10 protein-coding genes are annotated in these 17735 nt (G+C 55.9%); 7 read left to right on the forward strand and 3 right to left on the reverse strand.

Features of this window, described 5'->3' with window-relative positions; all coding sequences use genetic code 11:
- Positions 1-19 precede the first annotated feature (19 nt).
- The 4 genes from CEE69_RS20460 (at position 20) to CEE69_RS20475 (ending at position 10174) form a co-directional block, all read left to right on the forward strand.
- Positions 20-541 (forward strand): RNA polymerase sigma factor, encoded by a 522-nt coding sequence (locus CEE69_RS20460; protein ID WP_099262481.1) that lies wholly within the window; start codon positions 20-22, stop codon positions 539-541.
- Positions 538-2538 (forward strand): hypothetical protein, encoded by a 2001-nt coding sequence (locus CEE69_RS20465; RefSeq protein ID WP_099262482.1) that lies wholly within the window; start codon positions 538-540, stop codon positions 2536-2538. Before CEE69_RS20460 ends, CEE69_RS20465 begins: the two co-directional genes overlap by 4 nt.
- 32 nt (positions 2539-2570) lie before the next feature.
- A complete protein-coding gene (locus CEE69_RS20470) occupies positions 2571-4379 on the forward strand; it encodes a DNA-methyltransferase (RefSeq protein ID WP_099262483.1) in 1809 nt (602 codons plus the stop codon).
- 257 nt (positions 4380-4636) lie between these two features.
- Positions 4637-10174, forward strand: a complete 5538-nt coding sequence (locus CEE69_RS20475) for a pre-peptidase C-terminal domain-containing protein (protein WP_233215470.1) — start codon at positions 4637-4639, stop codon at positions 10172-10174.
- A gap of 45 nt (positions 10175-10219) precedes the next feature.
- On the opposite strand, the gene CEE69_RS20480 is transcribed toward CEE69_RS20475, so the two are convergent.
- From CEE69_RS20480 to CEE69_RS20490, 3 genes are all read right to left on the reverse strand, one after another.
- A complete protein-coding gene (locus CEE69_RS20480; protein ID WP_099262485.1) occupies positions 10220-11335 on the reverse strand; it encodes an HD domain-containing protein in 1116 nt (371 codons plus the stop codon).
- Positions 11336-11487: 152 nt separating this feature from the next.
- A complete protein-coding gene (locus CEE69_RS20485; protein ID WP_099262486.1) occupies positions 11488-12555 on the reverse strand; it encodes a UbiA family prenyltransferase in 1068 nt (355 codons plus the stop codon).
- Complete coding sequence (locus tag CEE69_RS20490) at positions 12555-13649, reverse strand: hypothetical protein (RefSeq protein WP_390179989.1); 1095 nt, start codon at positions 13647-13649, stop codon at positions 12555-12557. Before CEE69_RS20490 ends, CEE69_RS20485 begins: the two co-directional genes overlap by 1 nt.
- Positions 13650-14051: 402 nt before the next feature.
- Between CEE69_RS20490 and CEE69_RS20495 the strand changes: the two genes are divergently transcribed.
- From CEE69_RS20495 to CEE69_RS20505, 3 genes are all read left to right on the forward strand, one after another.
- Positions 14052-15407 (forward strand): hypothetical protein, encoded by a 1356-nt coding sequence (locus CEE69_RS20495; protein WP_099262488.1) that lies wholly within the window; start codon positions 14052-14054, stop codon positions 15405-15407.
- A gap of 173 nt (positions 15408-15580) precedes the next feature.
- The gene (locus tag CEE69_RS20500) at positions 15581-16366 is read left to right on the forward strand and encodes a hypothetical protein (RefSeq protein ID WP_099262489.1); all 786 of its coding nucleotides are present in this window, start codon (positions 15581-15583) and stop codon (positions 16364-16366) included.
- On the forward strand, positions 16363-17718 hold the full coding sequence (locus tag CEE69_RS20505) for a DUF11 domain-containing protein (RefSeq protein WP_099262490.1): 1356 nt from the start codon (positions 16363-16365) through the stop codon (positions 17716-17718). The genes CEE69_RS20500 and CEE69_RS20505 overlap by 4 nt, the downstream gene beginning before the upstream one ends.
- Positions 17719-17735: the final 17 nt, after the last annotated feature.

Below are 17735 nucleotides of genomic sequence, written 5' to 3' on the forward strand. Positions count from 1 at the left end.
GACCCAGGCCAATGGATGTGTGAGTGAACTTTCACCAGCTGAATTGGTTGTCCGCCACCAAGATGGAATTTGGCGGTATTTGCGACTGCTCGGATGTGACGCCGCCACGGCGGACGATTTGACGCAGGAGACGTTTCTGCGTGTACTTCGACGAGACAACTTCGTTCAACATTCAGACGAAGCCACCTCAGAATATTTGCGACGGACGGCTTACAACCTCCTCGTTTCCTATCACCGAAAGTTTGGACGGATCCACCTTTCTGATTCACCCGAGTTGCTGGACGAAAGTTGGCAGCGTTGGGCGGGCAAGGATTTGACGGGCAATGAAACCGTCGAGGCCCTCCGAGAATGCATGGAGAGCCTGACCGAACGTGCTCGCGACGCCTTGGCGATGCGTTTCGTTCACAACACACCTCGCGTGCAGATTGGTGAAAACCTCGGCATCTCCGACCACGGAGCCCGAAACCTGATGCAGCGAGCCAAAGCACAACTTCGAGATTGTGTGGAAGAAAAACTTCGCACCGTTACTCAATCGTCATGAATACCAACCCATCACCCGCCGAACCGCACGACGAAGGACCTGAGAACCAGGGACCTGATTCGTTGCGTGATGAGGCCATGTTGGACCTGCTCTTGCAGGAAGCTCTCGGTGGTCCAACACCTCCCGACCAAACTGGACTCATCCTACGACGTTTGGCTGATGAGGACGAAGGTTCACCTTCCAAACGCGCGGGGTCCAAGAACGGATCCGTCAGTGCGACTTCGCAATCACCGACGTTCACCTCAAAACTTTCGATCGTCACCCTTTTGATCGGCACCGCCGCTGCCTTGTTGCTGAGCGTCGGTGTTGCTGTCGGTTTGAAGTACCGATCCGACTTGGCGCTGCAGGCAAAAGCCGACGAAGCAGCCAAGAACACTCCGTCGATTCCTGGCCCTGCGCCAGTCGCCGAGAATCAAGAAGGTGCGTCCACGCCAACTCCCGAACCGGCGCCGCGAAAACGTCCTCGCCCGATCGAGTTGGCTGGCGATCCATCGAGCAGCACAGGCTCTGACGAATCCACAACGGATCCGGCGGACTCGCGCGATCAACCAAACGTTCAACCGAACCGAACTCCTGGCTCCGCCCCGCCGATCACGCTGGTCTCACAGAATGTCGACAAGCGTTGGCAATCGCACTGGAAGCGTCTCGGCGTCAGCCCAACGCCTTCACGAGACAAGGAATCGATTCAACAAGAATTGGCCGATCGTCTGGGGCTTGTGATTCCCCTCGATGCCATCGGCGATGTCGAAGCCACGCGAGTCGCAATCCAGAAACCATCCAACCGACAAGCGATCAGCAACCGCTTGCTGGCCGCATTCCTTGGAAAGAATCCCAAGCAGGAAAACGCCGCCGAGTCTCTCAGCGAAGTGCTGAAGTCGGGATCCGGCGCGGACCGATTGATCGCGTCTTGGATGCGTCCTTCATCGGAAGATGCAACGCCTCAGGGCGACAAACAATCGGATTCGAAGAAAGCCGCCGCGACGCCGTGGATTCGAATGTTGCAGCCGGCGGACTTGCACGAAGTCACTGTCAAAACGGCCGCCTTGACGAATCACCAAGACTTGCGTTGCCAGCGTTGCCACGATGTTCCCAACGCGGGCAACGAAGTCCCGTCGCAGTCCGATTACTGGACCGCCGCCGCTGGGTTGGCTCCGTTGCTGAATCCATCGCGAGCGAACAAGGACATCTTCTACGACACATTGGATGGTCGCCGGCAATTGGCGAGTCCTCCGTCCGACAAACAAGCCGAGACCTGGTCCAACAACTTGGTCGGCTCGCGAGATCTTGCCGAAGGCATCGTGTCGACGCTTTTCGCGTTGGTTCATGATTCCCCATCCACGACCAGCCCGTTTGATCTGTCTGTTGCCTCTGCAGCATCCGTGCCTCCTGAGACGCTTCGTCCTTTGGTCGACGATCTGATCGCCAGTGATTTCGATGTGCTTCGTTGCCTATCAATTCTGCTTTCCGATGCCGTGATGACTCGCTCGGTGCCCGATGCGATGTCGCCGCAAGGAATCTTGGTTGCCGACGATCAGCAGTGGTCCAATGCCGTCTCCGCGGTCCACGCGATGGCGGCTCGATCGCCGTTCCGTCGTCCTGGCTCCGCTCAACGTCGATTGCAAGTCGCACAGCTGGATGCCAAGCCAAACTGGCCGGCTGACAGCGGTCGTGACGCGTTGCTGGCTCAGCCTCTCGGCAGCGAGTTGTCCGCCGATGGAACACCCTCCGGCGCCGGTGACCGCCGTCCAGACAAGGACCGCGATCGCAAGGCCGCGGTGGCCTCCACGGGCTATCCCATGCGGTCTTCAATGATCGTTCCCGGCTGGATTTCTCGTCTGCCTGATTTCGACAGCCGCTTGGATCACGTCGCCCATTTGGCGGGTCAGCTGAAGCTCAGCTCCTCCGAACGGGAACTGGCACACCAGGCGCTCGCGTCGGGAGATGACGAGGCGTTGATTTTCGAACGATTATGGTGGATCATCCGGCCCAACAGTTGATTGTTTGTGGCCCATGAACGGATCCGAATGTTTTGAAGACTTCCCCAGCGTTCGGACAAATTCACGTTTCAGATTGCGTCGAAGGCATGGCAGAGCTGCCGGCCGGATGCATCGATTTGGCGTTCGCTGACCCGCCGTTCAACATCGGCTACACCTACGACGTCTACGACGACTCGTTGGAAACGGACGAGTACCTGCAGTGGTCCGAGAGCTGGATTCGCGGTGTGCACCGGGTGCTGGCCGACGACGGAGCCTTCTGGCTGGCGATTGGTGACGAATACGCTGCCGAACTGAAAGTGCTCGCACAAAAGATCGGCTTCCAGTGCCGCAGTTGGGTCATCTGGTATTACACCTTTGGCGTGCACTGCAAATACAAGTTCACGCGTTCGCACGCCCACCTGTTTCACTTCGTCAAAGACGAAAAACACTTCAAGTTCAACGCCGACGATCCATCCGTGCGTGTGCCGTCGGCCCGGCAATTGGTTTACAACGACCGCCGAGCCAACAGCAAAGGCCGGATGCCTGATGACACTTGGATCCTGCGTCCTCAGGACCTGCCTTACGGCTTCACGGCCGACGAAGACATCTGGTACTTCCCCCGAGTCGCGGGCACGTTCAAAGAGCGTGCCGGTTTCCACGGATGTCAAATGCCCGAACAGTTGCTCGGACGCATCATCAGAGCCTGCAGCGACCCCGGCGACAAAGTGCTGGATCCCTTCAGCGGCAGTGCCACCACCGTCGCCGTTGCCAAGAAACTCGGTCGCGAATTCATCAGCTTTGAAATGAGCGAAGAATACGTTTCGCTCGGAACCGAACGTCTCGAACAAATTCGTGTTGGCGATCCGCTGACAGGTGCCGCAGACCCTCTTCGCAGTGCCCCGGCCACCAACGGAAAGAAGAACGAAACCAAAGCGGAGAAACTCGCTCGCGAAGAGGAACGACAACGCTGGGCAACCCAACAAGTGGGACCTCAGTTGGAATTCCAGTTTGAAACCCTGCGTTCCATGACCGATGGCGAATTGATCAACGCCTTCCGCGAAATCCATGATGGCCACTCCGTCGATCGGGTGCTGCTCGATCCGGTCCTCAGCGATCGCCTGGAATCCGCCTGTCGCCGGATCTCCGAACGCGAGCCCGCTGCCTCCCGCCGCCAGCGACTAATCGAACTTCGCGCGTCCGGTGCACTCACCGCCGAGGGCGTTCACACGCAACGTCCCACAACGATCCCCACCACCACTCTCGAACGATTCAGCTACGCCGCTGAATTGGCGTGGGCGATCCTAGTGCAACGTTATCCCGAACACAGCTTGGACGATGTCTTTACCGATCCGAAGTTACTTTCAGAATTTGATCGAGAAGCAGTGATGCATGCGGCTGACGCTGATCCATTGACGCTTCGTTGGTGTGCGACCCAACTGCGATCATGGGCGACTACCGCCCGAGAGCACCAACCCGGGGCGGACGAACCTGAGCGATCATCCCCCAAGTTCTCAGCAGCCAAAAACTGGACCACCACCGCCGGACCGAGTTCGAAAAGCGGCTCCTCCAAAGGCGGCCTGTACCAGGTGCTCGCCCAAGACGATTCCGTGTTGTTCGTGGGCGAAACCTCCGACTTCTCCGTTCGTTTTGGCGACCACCTGGCCGACGAATCAGCAGAACGCTTTTGGCGAAACGAGGCCGGTGGCCAACCCAAAGTCCGCACCGCGTTGATCCAGGACGCGACGGGCCCCGAACGACGCCTCGCGATGTGCCAATGGCTGCAACAAAATCCGGCAACCTCACGGAACCTCGTTTCCTTGTGGAGCACCGGCATTTCACTGAGCGTAAACGCCCCTTCTTGATAAGCACGCTCGGAATGAGCATGCCGAGAAACTACAATCGTTGGAACTGAATACCGATCCAGCATCCAACTCGGTCTCTGAGCTGACATTTGGCTGCCATTGGTTCGAAGTCTCCAACGCAGCAAGTTACTCAATTCGAGAGAAGAGCTTTGATTCCTGGTCGAGCCCAAAGGAACCGCCGCGGACAAAGTTCGCGCCGCAGGAGTGCGACTGCCAACCACCGTCGCGTGCGACTGGAGCAATTGGAATCGCGATGGATGCTCGCCGCCGATGCCACATCGGATATCCCCGATAGCACGCCGCTCGTGTTTGCTCCCGTTGTGGAAGGACGAGACCTGCAAATTGCACGCTCGACCGGCGATCTGAATCAGACCAGCAATCGATTTTCGCTTTCGACTGAGGAGCAAACGGAACTTTCGCTCTACGTCAATTCAGGTGGTTTAGCACTCACATTCAGTGCCACTCTTTTCGACGAGGAGGGGAACTATGTCACCAAGAGTGATCCATATTCCCCACACGATTACAAATCGATCCTCGTCCCGGAAGCTGGTGAGTATCTACTTGAAGTTGATCCGTCATTTTCCTCCGACGATGCCAACAACTATCAGCTGAGGGTACTGCAGGGGAGCTTGCCCTTCGAAACCGAATCGCTTGCCCCACTTCTTTCGGAACTTCAGGGCATCGGAACAGCAAGCGTTGCCGGTGTGATTTCCAGCGGACTGCACGACGAAGACATCGACTCCTACTCGCTCGGAGTTCTGGCGGAAGGAACGCGAGTCGATTTGACCGCCAGCATTCCCAGTGGCGGGACAGCCGCACCGATCATCGAGCTTCGTGGCCCCCGCGGCATCGTTGTCGATCAAAATCCCGCTCGAGACAAGGTTGAAGCCGTTATCCCAAGTCCCGGCACATACGAGGTGCGAGTGCGGCAGGAAACAGTCTTTGACAATAGCCGATATCAATTTCGAGGTCGGAATACAAAGACAGAAGCGGAACAATTGGCCCACGAAAGCGGCGGACACTTGCTCGCGATCAACAGCGCCGAAGAACAATCGCTTTTTGAACCAATCGATAGCGAAACCTGGATTGGAATCAGTCTGGGCGAAGAAGAGTCTGTCGATTCGCTGAGGTGGTCCAGCGGCGAAGAACTTACCTATACCAATTGGCAGGAAGGTGAGCCAGCCTTGCACTCGCATGAATCGCATGGCGATGGAGTCATGGATCAGTCTGGCAAATGGACGCTGAAAGACGTCTTCTCCTACATCAGCAAGTCGACCATCATCGAAATTCCGCGAAACGAAGATGATCCGGTGTCTTCGTTTGCAGGTCCCGATGCACTGTATCTGCTAGACGTTGTCGTCACCGACACGGATGCCCCTCAAGTCGTATCGATATCGGGAATCCCCACCCACGATATCATCGCAGATTCGCCATTGGTTGAGTTTGGTTTTGAGTTGAGTGAGCCAGTCCAAGCGACTGGCGACCTGAACCATATCATTGATCTACGTGAGGCTGGCGTCGATGGCGAATTCTTTACCGATGATGATCGACTCTTCCATACAACATCCAAACTTGATTCACCGACTGAACTCGTCGTCTGCATCATGGACGGTCCCATCGCAGATGGCCACTATCAGATTTCCATCTCGGATCAACTAACGGACTTGTTCGGGAATCCTTTGGCCGCTGGTGCTGGGTACAGCAAATCGTTCGAAATCGCGATTGATGCCGAACGTTTCGTTTTTGAAGGAGTCGACAACGACACCATTGAAACGGCGACGCCGATTCCATTGACGCCTGACTCGGGAGGAACAGGACTTTCGCACACGACGCGAACCGGCCTGGGGCTAAACAGCTACTACGGAGACCCGGACTATTGGACATTTGACGTAGCAGCGGCATCTGAAATCACCGTCCGCATTTCGGGCAACGGAAGAGGACTGACATTACTGGACGCGGATGAAAATGTGCTGGCATCCGATGTAAGTGTGATTGACGCAGCCTCATTGTCAAAAGCAGGCCAGTACTTTGTCCGGATCGTAGGATCCAGAGGATCAGATGCAAACGCACCCTATCAGCTTTCTCTAGATGTCTCCGAATCGATTGCGATGGAAACTGATTCCAGACAATCGAATCACAATTCAACAACCGAAGACATTGAGTTTGACGAAACGACCAATCCGCGATTGGCCAAAGTCACCGGAGCATTGGCTTTCGGCTCGGACTCCCCACAAGACAGATTTTTCCTGGGAACATTGAACGCGGGCTCAACAGTCTCGCTCCGATCGATCCTTCCGCACTGGAGCACACTGAAACCTTTCGTTGAACTCTATCGTGGTTACGAGAGAATTCTTGACATCAATGTTTCAGAAGAAGTCTTCGAAGGCACGATTGCAACGGACGGAAGGTACTATGCCGTCGTACGGGCTGACACGGGATACGGTCTGCATGGCCAGTACATCCTCGACATCGAGATTGATGACGACATCACCCCGAAACTTCTCGGAACCCCGGGCTTGCCCGCAGCAGACGAAGTAGGCAATGAACTGATCGGTCGCTTCGAATTGAACTTCAGCGAAGAAGTGTTGTTGGACAACAACTCGATTGATCTGCGTGAAGCGGGCGAGGACGGTCAATTCGATACCGATGACGACCGGTCATTCGACGTCGAACTGACAACCGATGAAACCAGTTCCAATTTCGAGTTCATCGTGACGGATGGCCCGCTCGACACAGGGCAATTCCGTCTGACGCTGAATGCCGACATCACGGACTTATCCGGAAACACATTGGATGGCGACAACGTCGTCTCGCAATTTTTCCAATTGGATGCCGTCGACAGCACAGAAATCTTCGAAGGTTTCGACAACGACCAGCGTGATCGAGCGACCGTTTTGCCACTCCAATTGGATCCAACCGGAACCGGATTTTCGCGAACGCCTCGATCGGGCGTGGGTCTCATTGAAACCTTCAACGACACCGATTGGTGGAGCTTCGAGGCTGAGGCTTTACAAACCATTCGCGTCACGCTGACGACGGAGATGATTAACACCCTGGATCTCACGGTCACGGACTCCGAGGGCCACGCAATCGTTGGCTCTCTGTCAACGCACCAACAAGGCGACAAGTCGACGTTGGTCAACCGTTTCCGAGCTCCGAGCGACGGCGAATACTACATCCACATTCAAAAGCGAACCTTGATTTCCAGCGAGTATCAACGCGACTACGAATTGCGCGTCGATACTGTTGCCGGCCAGACGCTGGAATCGAGAGAACAGGCAAACCAGTACAAAGGACATGGCGACACAATCGCGTTGAACTCGACGCCGGATGGATCGCTGAGGGGATCAATCGCTGGGACACTCCTCCTTTCAGATCGTGATACGTACGAACTCGGCTCCCTCGAACCGAATCTTCAAGTTCGGTTCACCATCGATCGACCTGAGTGGAGTCAAGTCGAACCTGTCATCGGTCTTTATGGTGTGGGCTCAGCGTTCACCGAAATCTCTCCCGACGAAGATGGTAGTTTTCGAGCGTTGACGACCGACCGTGGGGAATATGAAGTGTTTGTCGCGGCAAATCCGGAAGGGAACGGCGCCGGTTTCGATGGACAGTATGTGTTGAACGTGGAAGTCATCGACACCGTGCCGTTCCAAGTCACGGAAATCCGCGGGCTACCTTCGGACAATGTCGAGACCGACCAGATGCTGTCGGATTTCGAAGTGACCTTCAATCGCAACCTAAGTGAAAGCTCGTTCGAATCATCCGAAGTCTCCATCGTGGAAGCCGGTGCAGACGGTCAGTTCGGTACCTCGGACGATCAAACCTACGCACTCAGGCACGAATTCGCGTACGCCCATGGAGAAGCACAGCGTGACCGTCTCCACTTCTCCGTTGAGTCTGGAGTGAACGTTCTGCGTGAGGGCAAGTATCGACTGCACCTGCCCGCTAGCTTCGAATCGCGATATGGCGAACCGCTCGAGGAAGGCGATGGCTATTCGACAGACTTCTCGATCGATGAATTGCCAGAAGGGTATCTTTTTGAGGGTCCCGCAAACGATGACCGGACTGGCGCAGTCCATCTCGATCCTGAGGCACCTGGTTCGAATTGGTTGGTCCGGGGCATCGGATCGTTGGAACGAGATGACGACATCGATTTTTGGAGCATCGACGCGTCAGCCGGCGATTGGGTCACCGTTTGGACACCCAATCGATCCAGCTCTTATTTTGCAACGTCAGGCCTTTCGAACGAAGCTGGCCAATACATGACCGCGAGCTCGCGTCATCACCAATATCCGCAGCAGGGTGCATTCCAACACTATGTGATCCCCACTGATGGCGAGTACTTCGTAGCGGTTGAAGGCAACACAGCCCAACTTCCGAATGACCGGCTGTATGAACTCTGGGTTCACATTGCTCCATTGGCTGATGGTGAGGCGCCGATCGAAGGATTCCACCTCAACCATCCCATTTTTCAAAAGACTGATCACGGAGAGACCGCCGTTATCGCCGACTCCTTCATCAGCGACGAGTTCGGCTTCTTCTACCCCTATCATGAAACAACTTACGACATAGGTCATCTGCCGGAACACACTGACGTTCGGATCGATACCCGTTCGACGACCTGGACGTTCGCAAATTCGTTTCTCCTTCTTGATCCAATTGCCAATCGAAGGTCTCAAAAATTTGTCGTGACAGGAACAATCACGGGCGACCCGGGTACCGATCTAACAATTGGCCCAACGCATCATTACCCGGGACATATCCCAACCTCTCAGCAGCGCGCAGACTACATCGTTGAGATTCAGTCGTTTGACGTGACCGCCCCTAAAATCTCGCTGGACATCGAGACTGATTCAGACACACATCTTGTCCGTGCCTCAGCAAGTGACAGTGACGAACTCGGTCGCCAAGGTTCGGGTGTCACACAATTGTCACTGTTTTCGATCCATGATGGATCGCTCTCGCATCGACAGTCCGGCACGACTAACCGCATCGAACACACAATCACCTCTGCCCATGCCTCCCATTTCTTTGCAACCGCAACCGACCGTGTCGGAAACCGGTCCATCCTCGACCTGAGCGGTCAAGACCTGGGGTCAATATCGATCGACTCGTCCATCGCGGACAATTCCCTTGTGACATGGCCCTCTCAAATTGCCGTCGGGCCTGGCACCAGCCTCACTTGGTCGGGACAATGGGAGGTGCTGCTACCCATCATCCGCGACAACCGCCTGTACCACCGCGTGACAGCAGGCGATCAGGTGATCGAATTCGAAACCACGTCCGAAGATCAAAACCCCGTCATTCCATACGACGTTGATCGTAGCGGAAGCGTCTCGGCTCTGGATGCACTGCTGGTAATCAACCATCTCAGTAGCGCACACGCCCAAACCGAAACACGGTTGAGTCTTAGTGGTCACTACTTTGACGTCAATGGAGATTCTCGATCAACCGCACTGGACGCGTTGCAAGTCATCAACCAATTGCGTTTTGGTCCTTCCTCAGGAGCGTCAGAATTCATTCCAATCGAAAACACCGCTACTCAACCGTTCATCTGTCGATTCGGACCGACGGAAGATGCATACGACACAACTCATCCGATGAGTGATACGGCGATCCCGCCCCAATCGCTCAACCAATTCATCGATGCGACACCCGCCGTTCCTGTATCGCAACCCTTATGGAAAATCGACACATCATCACGCGGTGAGCCAGGAACGTCACTTGATCCAACAACCGTCGATGAAGTCCTCACTTCATCGACGAACGCGTTGTTAGAACATTTGCTCTAAGGTGAAAAACCACGGGTTCGGCGATTTGTTGCGGAACTTTGGAACTCAACTACCGAACATTTCATCGATCTGTTCGATGTAGTCAAGTGCTTCTTCAATGGACTCGACTTGGGCCCCGGGGACTCGACCTGCTCGATCGCATTCACCCAGAGTGATCAAGTCTTCATACCAATGATGAGCGACCAAACGCTTGCGCCGCCGCGCTCCGATCGTGCGATCATGGATTTTGTGTGCCTCCATGTGATTGGCGATCAGCCAGCTCGTTCGATTTGACACGAACCCTTCGATCGATTCCAAGCCTGCCAACACGTGGTCATCCGGATCGATTGCTTTGCCGACGTCATGCAACAACGCTGCGAGCAAAAACTCTTCGTCATAGGGCATCTGTTCCTTGGCGTGCCCGTAGACTTGCAGACTGTGGAACAACGCATCGCCTTCGGGATGAAATCGCAGGTTTTGCTGAACGTTTTCCAAAGGAACCAACAACGACAGAAAGACGGCGAAACGATCCGGGCAGGAATCCATTTCATTCAACCTCGCAGCTTGTTGCTGCGGATCGATGTTGTGCTCCAACACAATCAGTCGTTCCAACTGGGACAAGCTGGACCGTTCAATCGCTTTGTTTGTGATCGAACTACGGAACCGAAAACCGAGCAAGGATGGATGATAGACAGTGAGCTCGATTGGAAATTCATCGCGAACATGGATGTGCGTGAAAACCCTCTGCTCCCCATCCTTCTGCACGCGTTTGCGTTGCAGGTCATAGTAGACGCCAAATTCGTCGAGCTTCAGCGTGATGCGATGCGGATTGGACGCAAAGACGTGAATGTCCACGTCGGAACCTTGCCGAATGGCGCCGCTGAGAACACTGCCGATCAACCGGGGATGAAACTCCTTCAACTGACGCAGCCACCATGCGGCTCGCAATCGCATTTCCAGCAAGCGATGCCTTTGGTGATCGCTTCCCTCATGCAACCGAGCGAGAATTTGAACTTGCTCGCGAATCTCGGCGTTGGAGGGCAAGTCAGCCGGTTTGACCCATCCTTTGTGGATCCTTCGAGCCGCCTTTTGCTTGGCTTGGTAGTACTCACTGACGTCGCGCGAGTACATCAAACGTGCCGCCTCCCAAGCAATTTGGCGGCGTAGTTTCATCGATGACATGAATGGGGTTTGACGACGCAAACCCAGCAAACGAGAAAAGAAAACATCGAGTTGTGCGACTGTTCTCGCACACTCTGCGAAATTGTCAAATCAAAAACTATATGCAATCGTAATCTCGACGGAGCAAAGCTGCTCAAGTCGAATCGTCTCGCTCACGTCACTCGGAAGCGGCGGGCGAGCCACATCGATGGGATCATCAATGCGAAGACGCAGAGCGATGGGATGGCTCCGGCACCGAGCATGGTGATCGCGGCCATCAATGGGATGATCGCCATGATCGCGGATTTGATGGTCAACTGAATGCGTTTGGGCGACGGTGATTGCCACGCCGTCCAACCTCTCGCCAGCGTCGGCACAATCATCAACGCAATCGTCGCGGGGAAGATCACGGCCGGATCAATTTGCCAACCTTTGGTCCAGTTCACTGGCACGTCAGCGTTCGACAACACACCTGCAAAACGCGGTGCGAGAGCCAGCACGACTCCGCCGAGTGTCATGCCAAACCAACCCAGCGGCAGATGCATGCTGCGATCACCAATCGCTTCGCGACGCGCGAACGTGGTGACGCCGGTGATGTACAGTCCCATACCGATCGCGAAGGCGAACGTGACGGGTGTGATGTGCATCCAGACGGGTTCGCCCAGCACGGAGACGCGTCCCTGCCATTGTTCCGCAGGGATTACCGAGTGAGCCGCGGTGGATCCCAGCAGGAAGCTCAGAACACGACATCCGCCCATCAGCACCGAAGCGATGCGAGTTCGTTTGAACGGACCGTCGTAGGCGACGATGCAAACGCTCAAGAGTATGGCGATCACACCCGGAACCAACCCGATCAATGACGCGAGAATAATCCCAATGACAAGCAAGGTCCAACCGACCAACCGTGCATCGGCCAGTCGAATTTCGCGACGTGGGAGTGGTCGTTCGCTGCGGGCTCGACGATCGGCTCGGATGTCAAAAACATCGTTGAGCACCATTCCACCCCAGTACAACGCGACTCCGGATGCCACCACCAAAGCCATCGAGGGCCAGATGGAACCAGCCGTGTCATCTCCTGATCGCAACCAACCGCTGGCGCCGAGCACCAACAAGAACGCGGCCGATACATCAGCGACGACGGTGAATCCGTTGGGCAATCGAACCAGTTTCGCCCATGAGAACAAGCGGGTTCCCAGCGTGACATCCGTGGGAAGCGAAGAGCGAGATGATTTGGAATTCATTAGCGACGGAGCAGTCGACTTTGACGTTCCGTGATCGCGATCCCGTAGCGGGACAGGTAGCGATCGGTCTCGTTGGTGAACTCGACGTCAAGGTCTTGATTTTCGAATCGAAAACGTCCGATCGGCGGTGGCGAAATCGGACGCAACGAATACAGCTCAATCAAACTGATCAAAGGACAATTCAGCATTCGTTGACTGGATGTTCGCGGCTCGACCGTGGAATCGTCAACCACACTGGCTTCGCTCGCATTGATGTCAGCGTCGCTTGGCCCACCGTCATCGGACGCAGACAAGGCTTTCTCCCCGTCAACGGAAGATGGCATTGCTGGATCGCCCCAGTATTCGATTCGCAGTGGCAGTCCCTTGCCAAAGTCAGACTCGGGATCATTGCTGCGGGCGATCAACACCACGACCTGTGTGGGACAGAGCTCTGGCCATGTCGTCGTGCCAAACTCTTGTAAACGCTGTGCTCGCACATCGTCTCGCAACGTTCCTTTGACAATCCAAACGTCGCGTCCTTCGAGTTGGCCGGATTGCAACGTCAGGTCATGTTCTGATGCGATGGTGTCCAGCATTTCTGTCCAGGCGCCGACTCGCACGCTGGGTTTCAACGCGGCGGGTGAGCTGGAACTCAGCGAGCCGCGACCAAAGAGCGAGGCGAGTGAATCATTGACCCACTGGTCAAGACGTCCCACATCAACTCGTCGCAAAGTGATCTGTTCGCCGATCTGCTCTCGTGTCCAAGCCAATCGGCCGTCGCTGACTTGTTGCAGCGTGTGTTTGCCGTCGCCATCCAGCATCGTGACTTGCAAATTGAACTGCCCGCTGCCCTGGCCAGCTTGTTCATAGGTCCCCACACCCAAAATTTCGCGACCGCTGACCCAAACCCGCTGGCGAACTTTCGCGTCAAATGCAGGTCCCTGAGCAACTCGTTGAATGGTTTGTGAGATCAACCGGTCCGCGGGACCATTCGTTTTCGGCTCAATCGAAGTTGTTGAATTCGATGCAATGTCGTTGCAAACCGCCGTTGCGATGCCTCCCAGGAAGAAGCAACCAACGAGGCAAAACGCCAGCTTTCCCAGCGTTTTCCGCATCCGATGAGACTTCCCGGCCAACCGCCGACTCACCCTGGTACCGCAGCGGTCGTGATGGTCCAGACAGTCAAAACAGTCGTGCGGGTGAATCTTCATGGGGAGGTTATGACGATTTTGCCAAAGAAATGCCCCCTCGCGTGCCGATGAGCTGAGCAGTGACTGATCCTGACAGAACAGTTGCGGGGAAGGTTGGCCGATCTTAGGTCGTTTTCCCGCTTCGCGTCCAGTCAGATCTGGTCACAACTGAACACCACTGACTTTCCATTTTGATTTGATTCAACGATTGAATCACAACCAGTTCTTGTTCCACGCCGCGTGAAACGCGAATGAGTCGCTTGTCGACTTGTTCAATTCATGACGAGTGTTGGGGGAAGAACCCAGCGACCCAAGACGGGGGAAAAGATGAAACGAATCGTCACTCATTTGGCGCTTGCGGCGGCCACGGCGATCCTCGCCACCGGATGTGTGCCGGTTCGCCACAACCTGCCTCCGGAACAGCGGATGATGCAACCTGGCCCAGGCGTCGGAGGCCCCGGCCCCGGTGTGTTGGGTCCTCAAGCCTACGGCATGATGGGAGCGAACACTCCTGCGGCTGCAACAGGCACCGAAGGCATGATCACTGAGGGAGCCATCGATGGCGTCCTCGGCGAAGTGCCTTCCAGCATCGCGAAGGCAGGGCAGAGCAACCCCGAAATTCAGCAAGTCGGTTTCCGTCAACTCGCCGGTGGCGATTGCGGATGCGGCGGTAGCTGCGGTGGCGGCGGATGTCTCGGTGGCGGATCGAACATTCCTCCTGGCGGCGGCGTGGCAATGATGCCACCACCCGGCATGATGCCTGGGATGGTTTCGACTGCTCAGGTTACCTTTGGCAATCCAGATGGCATGCAAGTTCGCTATGACCAATCCGGTGCCGGCATGTTCGACAGCGAACCCATGGTGGTTCCCGCTCGTCAGAACTTCCCACAAGGCGGTCTGTATCGCTTGAAGTTGACCAACATTCCTAGCCGTCCCGGTGTGGAATTGTACCCAACCGTTGAATTGGCCTACGCCAACCCACGGACCGGTGCTTACTTGGCTCACAACTCGGTGCCGATCCAGTTCACCGAAGAAGACTTCGACCAAGTCTTGACTGGTAACTTCGTCACCAAAGTCATCTACCTACCGGATCCCGAGTTCCAAGGTCCTGCCTTGGCCGGTATCGACACACTTGTCAGCACCCGCCTCGATCCAGGCATCGACCCAATCGTCGAAGCCGACCGTCGCGGTAGCATCTTGGCCATCATCCGTTTGGGTGACAAAGACATCGAGATGGCTGGCGGCAACGGCGGAATGGCAATGGGCGGCATGATGGGTCCCCCCATCGCTGGCTTGCCTGCTCCTTTCGCTCCAGCGATGACCGATGGATGCGGCGGACCAAGTGCTGGCAAGTCTGGCACACCGATGGGATTGCCCGGCATGATCGCTGGCGTCAACGCTCCTCAGTACGGAATGCCGCACACTGGCACGCCAATCGGATTGCCTGGACCACCTCACATTCCATTGGGTGCTCCCGCTGGTTTGAAGAAGCATGTGATTCGCAACCACACTCACATGAACATTCCACAACCTGTTGAGAAGATGCGAATCGATGTTCGCCAACAACCTGGCATGAGCTACCCCAACCCGGTCAGCCGTGTTCGGATCACTGAGCAGAACATCAACCCAGGCGTTCCAAACGGTCGACCTCACTACGACAAAGCCAGCCAAGGCGTTTACTAATCAGTGACGCTTGGAATGGAAAGTCGGTGACCACCGAAAACAATCAGGCTCACGGGCCTGATTGATACGAACAACGACGCGGTGCTTTGTTTCGACAAAGCACCGCATCGTCACTGCCCAGAGCAACGAAAGAACCTGGCCAGAGAATGAATATCGCAACCGGATTGAGACTCATGGCAATCGCACGCATTACTCCGCCCAGCAACATGCTGAACGCTGGATGGGCTCTGCCGTCAATCGCGGTCGCCTGTGTGATCGCACTTAGCGTTTCAGCGACAGCTGCTGACCCATCGCAGTATCTTTCGCCCAACGGACAACACCGTTTGTTCAACGGCGCCATGCCACCTGGCATGATCGCTTCGACGCGGCAAATGGCTGGACCAGGCGGAACGGCAGCGATGGGTGTGCAAGCACCGTACTACCAGCCGGTTCAGATTCGAGGCCCGCAAGGCGTTCGATTCGCGTTGCCTCAAATGGGCAGCTTTCAAGATTCAGAACCAGGCTTAATGGCGGGCCTCTTAGTCGGCCAAGTCTACCGCTTTCAAATCAGCGGGATTCGTGGAGCGGAAGGCGCCGAGCTTTTCCCGACCTTGGAGATGGTTGATCGAACCTATCCACCACCGGGTTTGGCGACACGATATCCAGTCATCGTCACGATCGATGAAGAAGACCTGCAAGCGGCTTTGGACGGGCAATTGGTCACGCGAGTGATCTACCTCGAAGATCCACAAACCGCCGTACCACTCGCTCAAGAACCCACGACAGACAGCGACACCGGCGGTGAAACCCCGATCGATGTCTCACAGTTCCAAGACCCACTGCAAGTGGCTGATCGCCTCGGCCGAGTTGTCGCGATTTTGCGAATCGGGTCGCTCGCTCCGCCACGTTCACACGAACTGGCACCACAGTTTTTCTTTGGCTATCCCACGTGGGCTCCCATCTTCAAGCCGGAATCATGATGCAACCTGCTCGCCTTTCCGAGATCGCGATCCAGTCGCAACCAACGAACTGCGCACGTCTGTGTTTGGCTTGGTTTGCCGTTGGATTGGCCGCGTTGATGATCAGCGGTTGTGCCACTCCGGTTGCATCGCCGACCAACTCGCTCACGTCGCAGCCTGTTCGCGCGGCCCAGCCAAACCAGCAAATTGCGCAGACTCCCGTCGCTGCAACTCAACCTCCGCTGGATGTCGCATCGCTGTATGGTTCCACTTCGGTGACCTCCAATGTCCCCGGAGCAAACTCCTCGATCAATTCGACTTCGATCGCCCAGGTGGGTTTCCGAAATCGGGTCGCGTGCGGTTGTGGAAGCAACGCCTGTGCAGGCGAATGCGGTTCAACGAACGGACTGACGAGCGACTGTCTTGCTTGCCAGCCCATGCCGATGATGCGTGCACCGTGGGGAGTCGACCCGCAGGAGTTTCTCTGCGATGGCGGCGATCATGATCCCCATGCTCGGCTGACTCGCGGTGACTTGATCACCGGTCTGCAACCCGAGGACACCGTCACTCACTACACGACCGAAGCCGGCGACATCGAATTCGCAGCCTCCAACCGAGTCTGCGTTTACTCGCCACGTTTCTCTTCCGTACGCCGCATCACGGGTGCAATCGAAAACGATCGCTCGATCACCGTCGGCGGAACGTTTCAACCTGTCGGTCCGCTCGGCATCGATCTGGATCAACCCGGATTGGTCATGACCGACACCACCAAGATCGCTCGCAGCGAACTGACGCGACGTGTCGATGCGATGCGAGATCGCAATCGAGGTGTACCTGTCGAAAACGTCCAGCAAATCGAAGTGGCCGAAGATGTGCTCGCGTTGCTGACCAACATTCGCCAACTCAGCTTGTCTGAACTGGATGAGTCGCAATTGGCTCTTGTCGAACGCTTCGCCAACGCAGCCATCGCTTGGTCGATCGACGAGTCGGTCGAAGTCGAAATCCAAGACCTGAAACCGCCAACGCTGACACGTGATCAAAAAGTCGATGCCGTCGTTGTGTATGACTTCCCCGAAGCGGGACGCGTCAACTTGATCAAGTTGGCCGACAAACAACACGCTCCGGTTGGGGACACAGTGACCTTCGCACTGCGATTGCAAAACGTGGGTGACTCACCCGTCAACGGCGTCGTCGTGACGGACAACTTGACCACGCGATTGGAATACGTCGTCGACTCGGAATCCGCCTCGATGGACACTGAGTTCAGCATCCAACCCAACCAAGCGGGCTCGGATCAATTGATCTGGAAACTGACCGAAGAACTCGGCGTCGGTGAAACCGTGACGATCGAATTCGAATGCAAAGTGCGTTGAGCCAGATCCATCAATAA

This window comes from Rhodopirellula bahusiensis (assembly GCF_002727185.1).
Lineage (GTDB): Bacteria > Planctomycetota > Planctomycetia > Pirellulales > Pirellulaceae > Rhodopirellula > Rhodopirellula bahusiensis.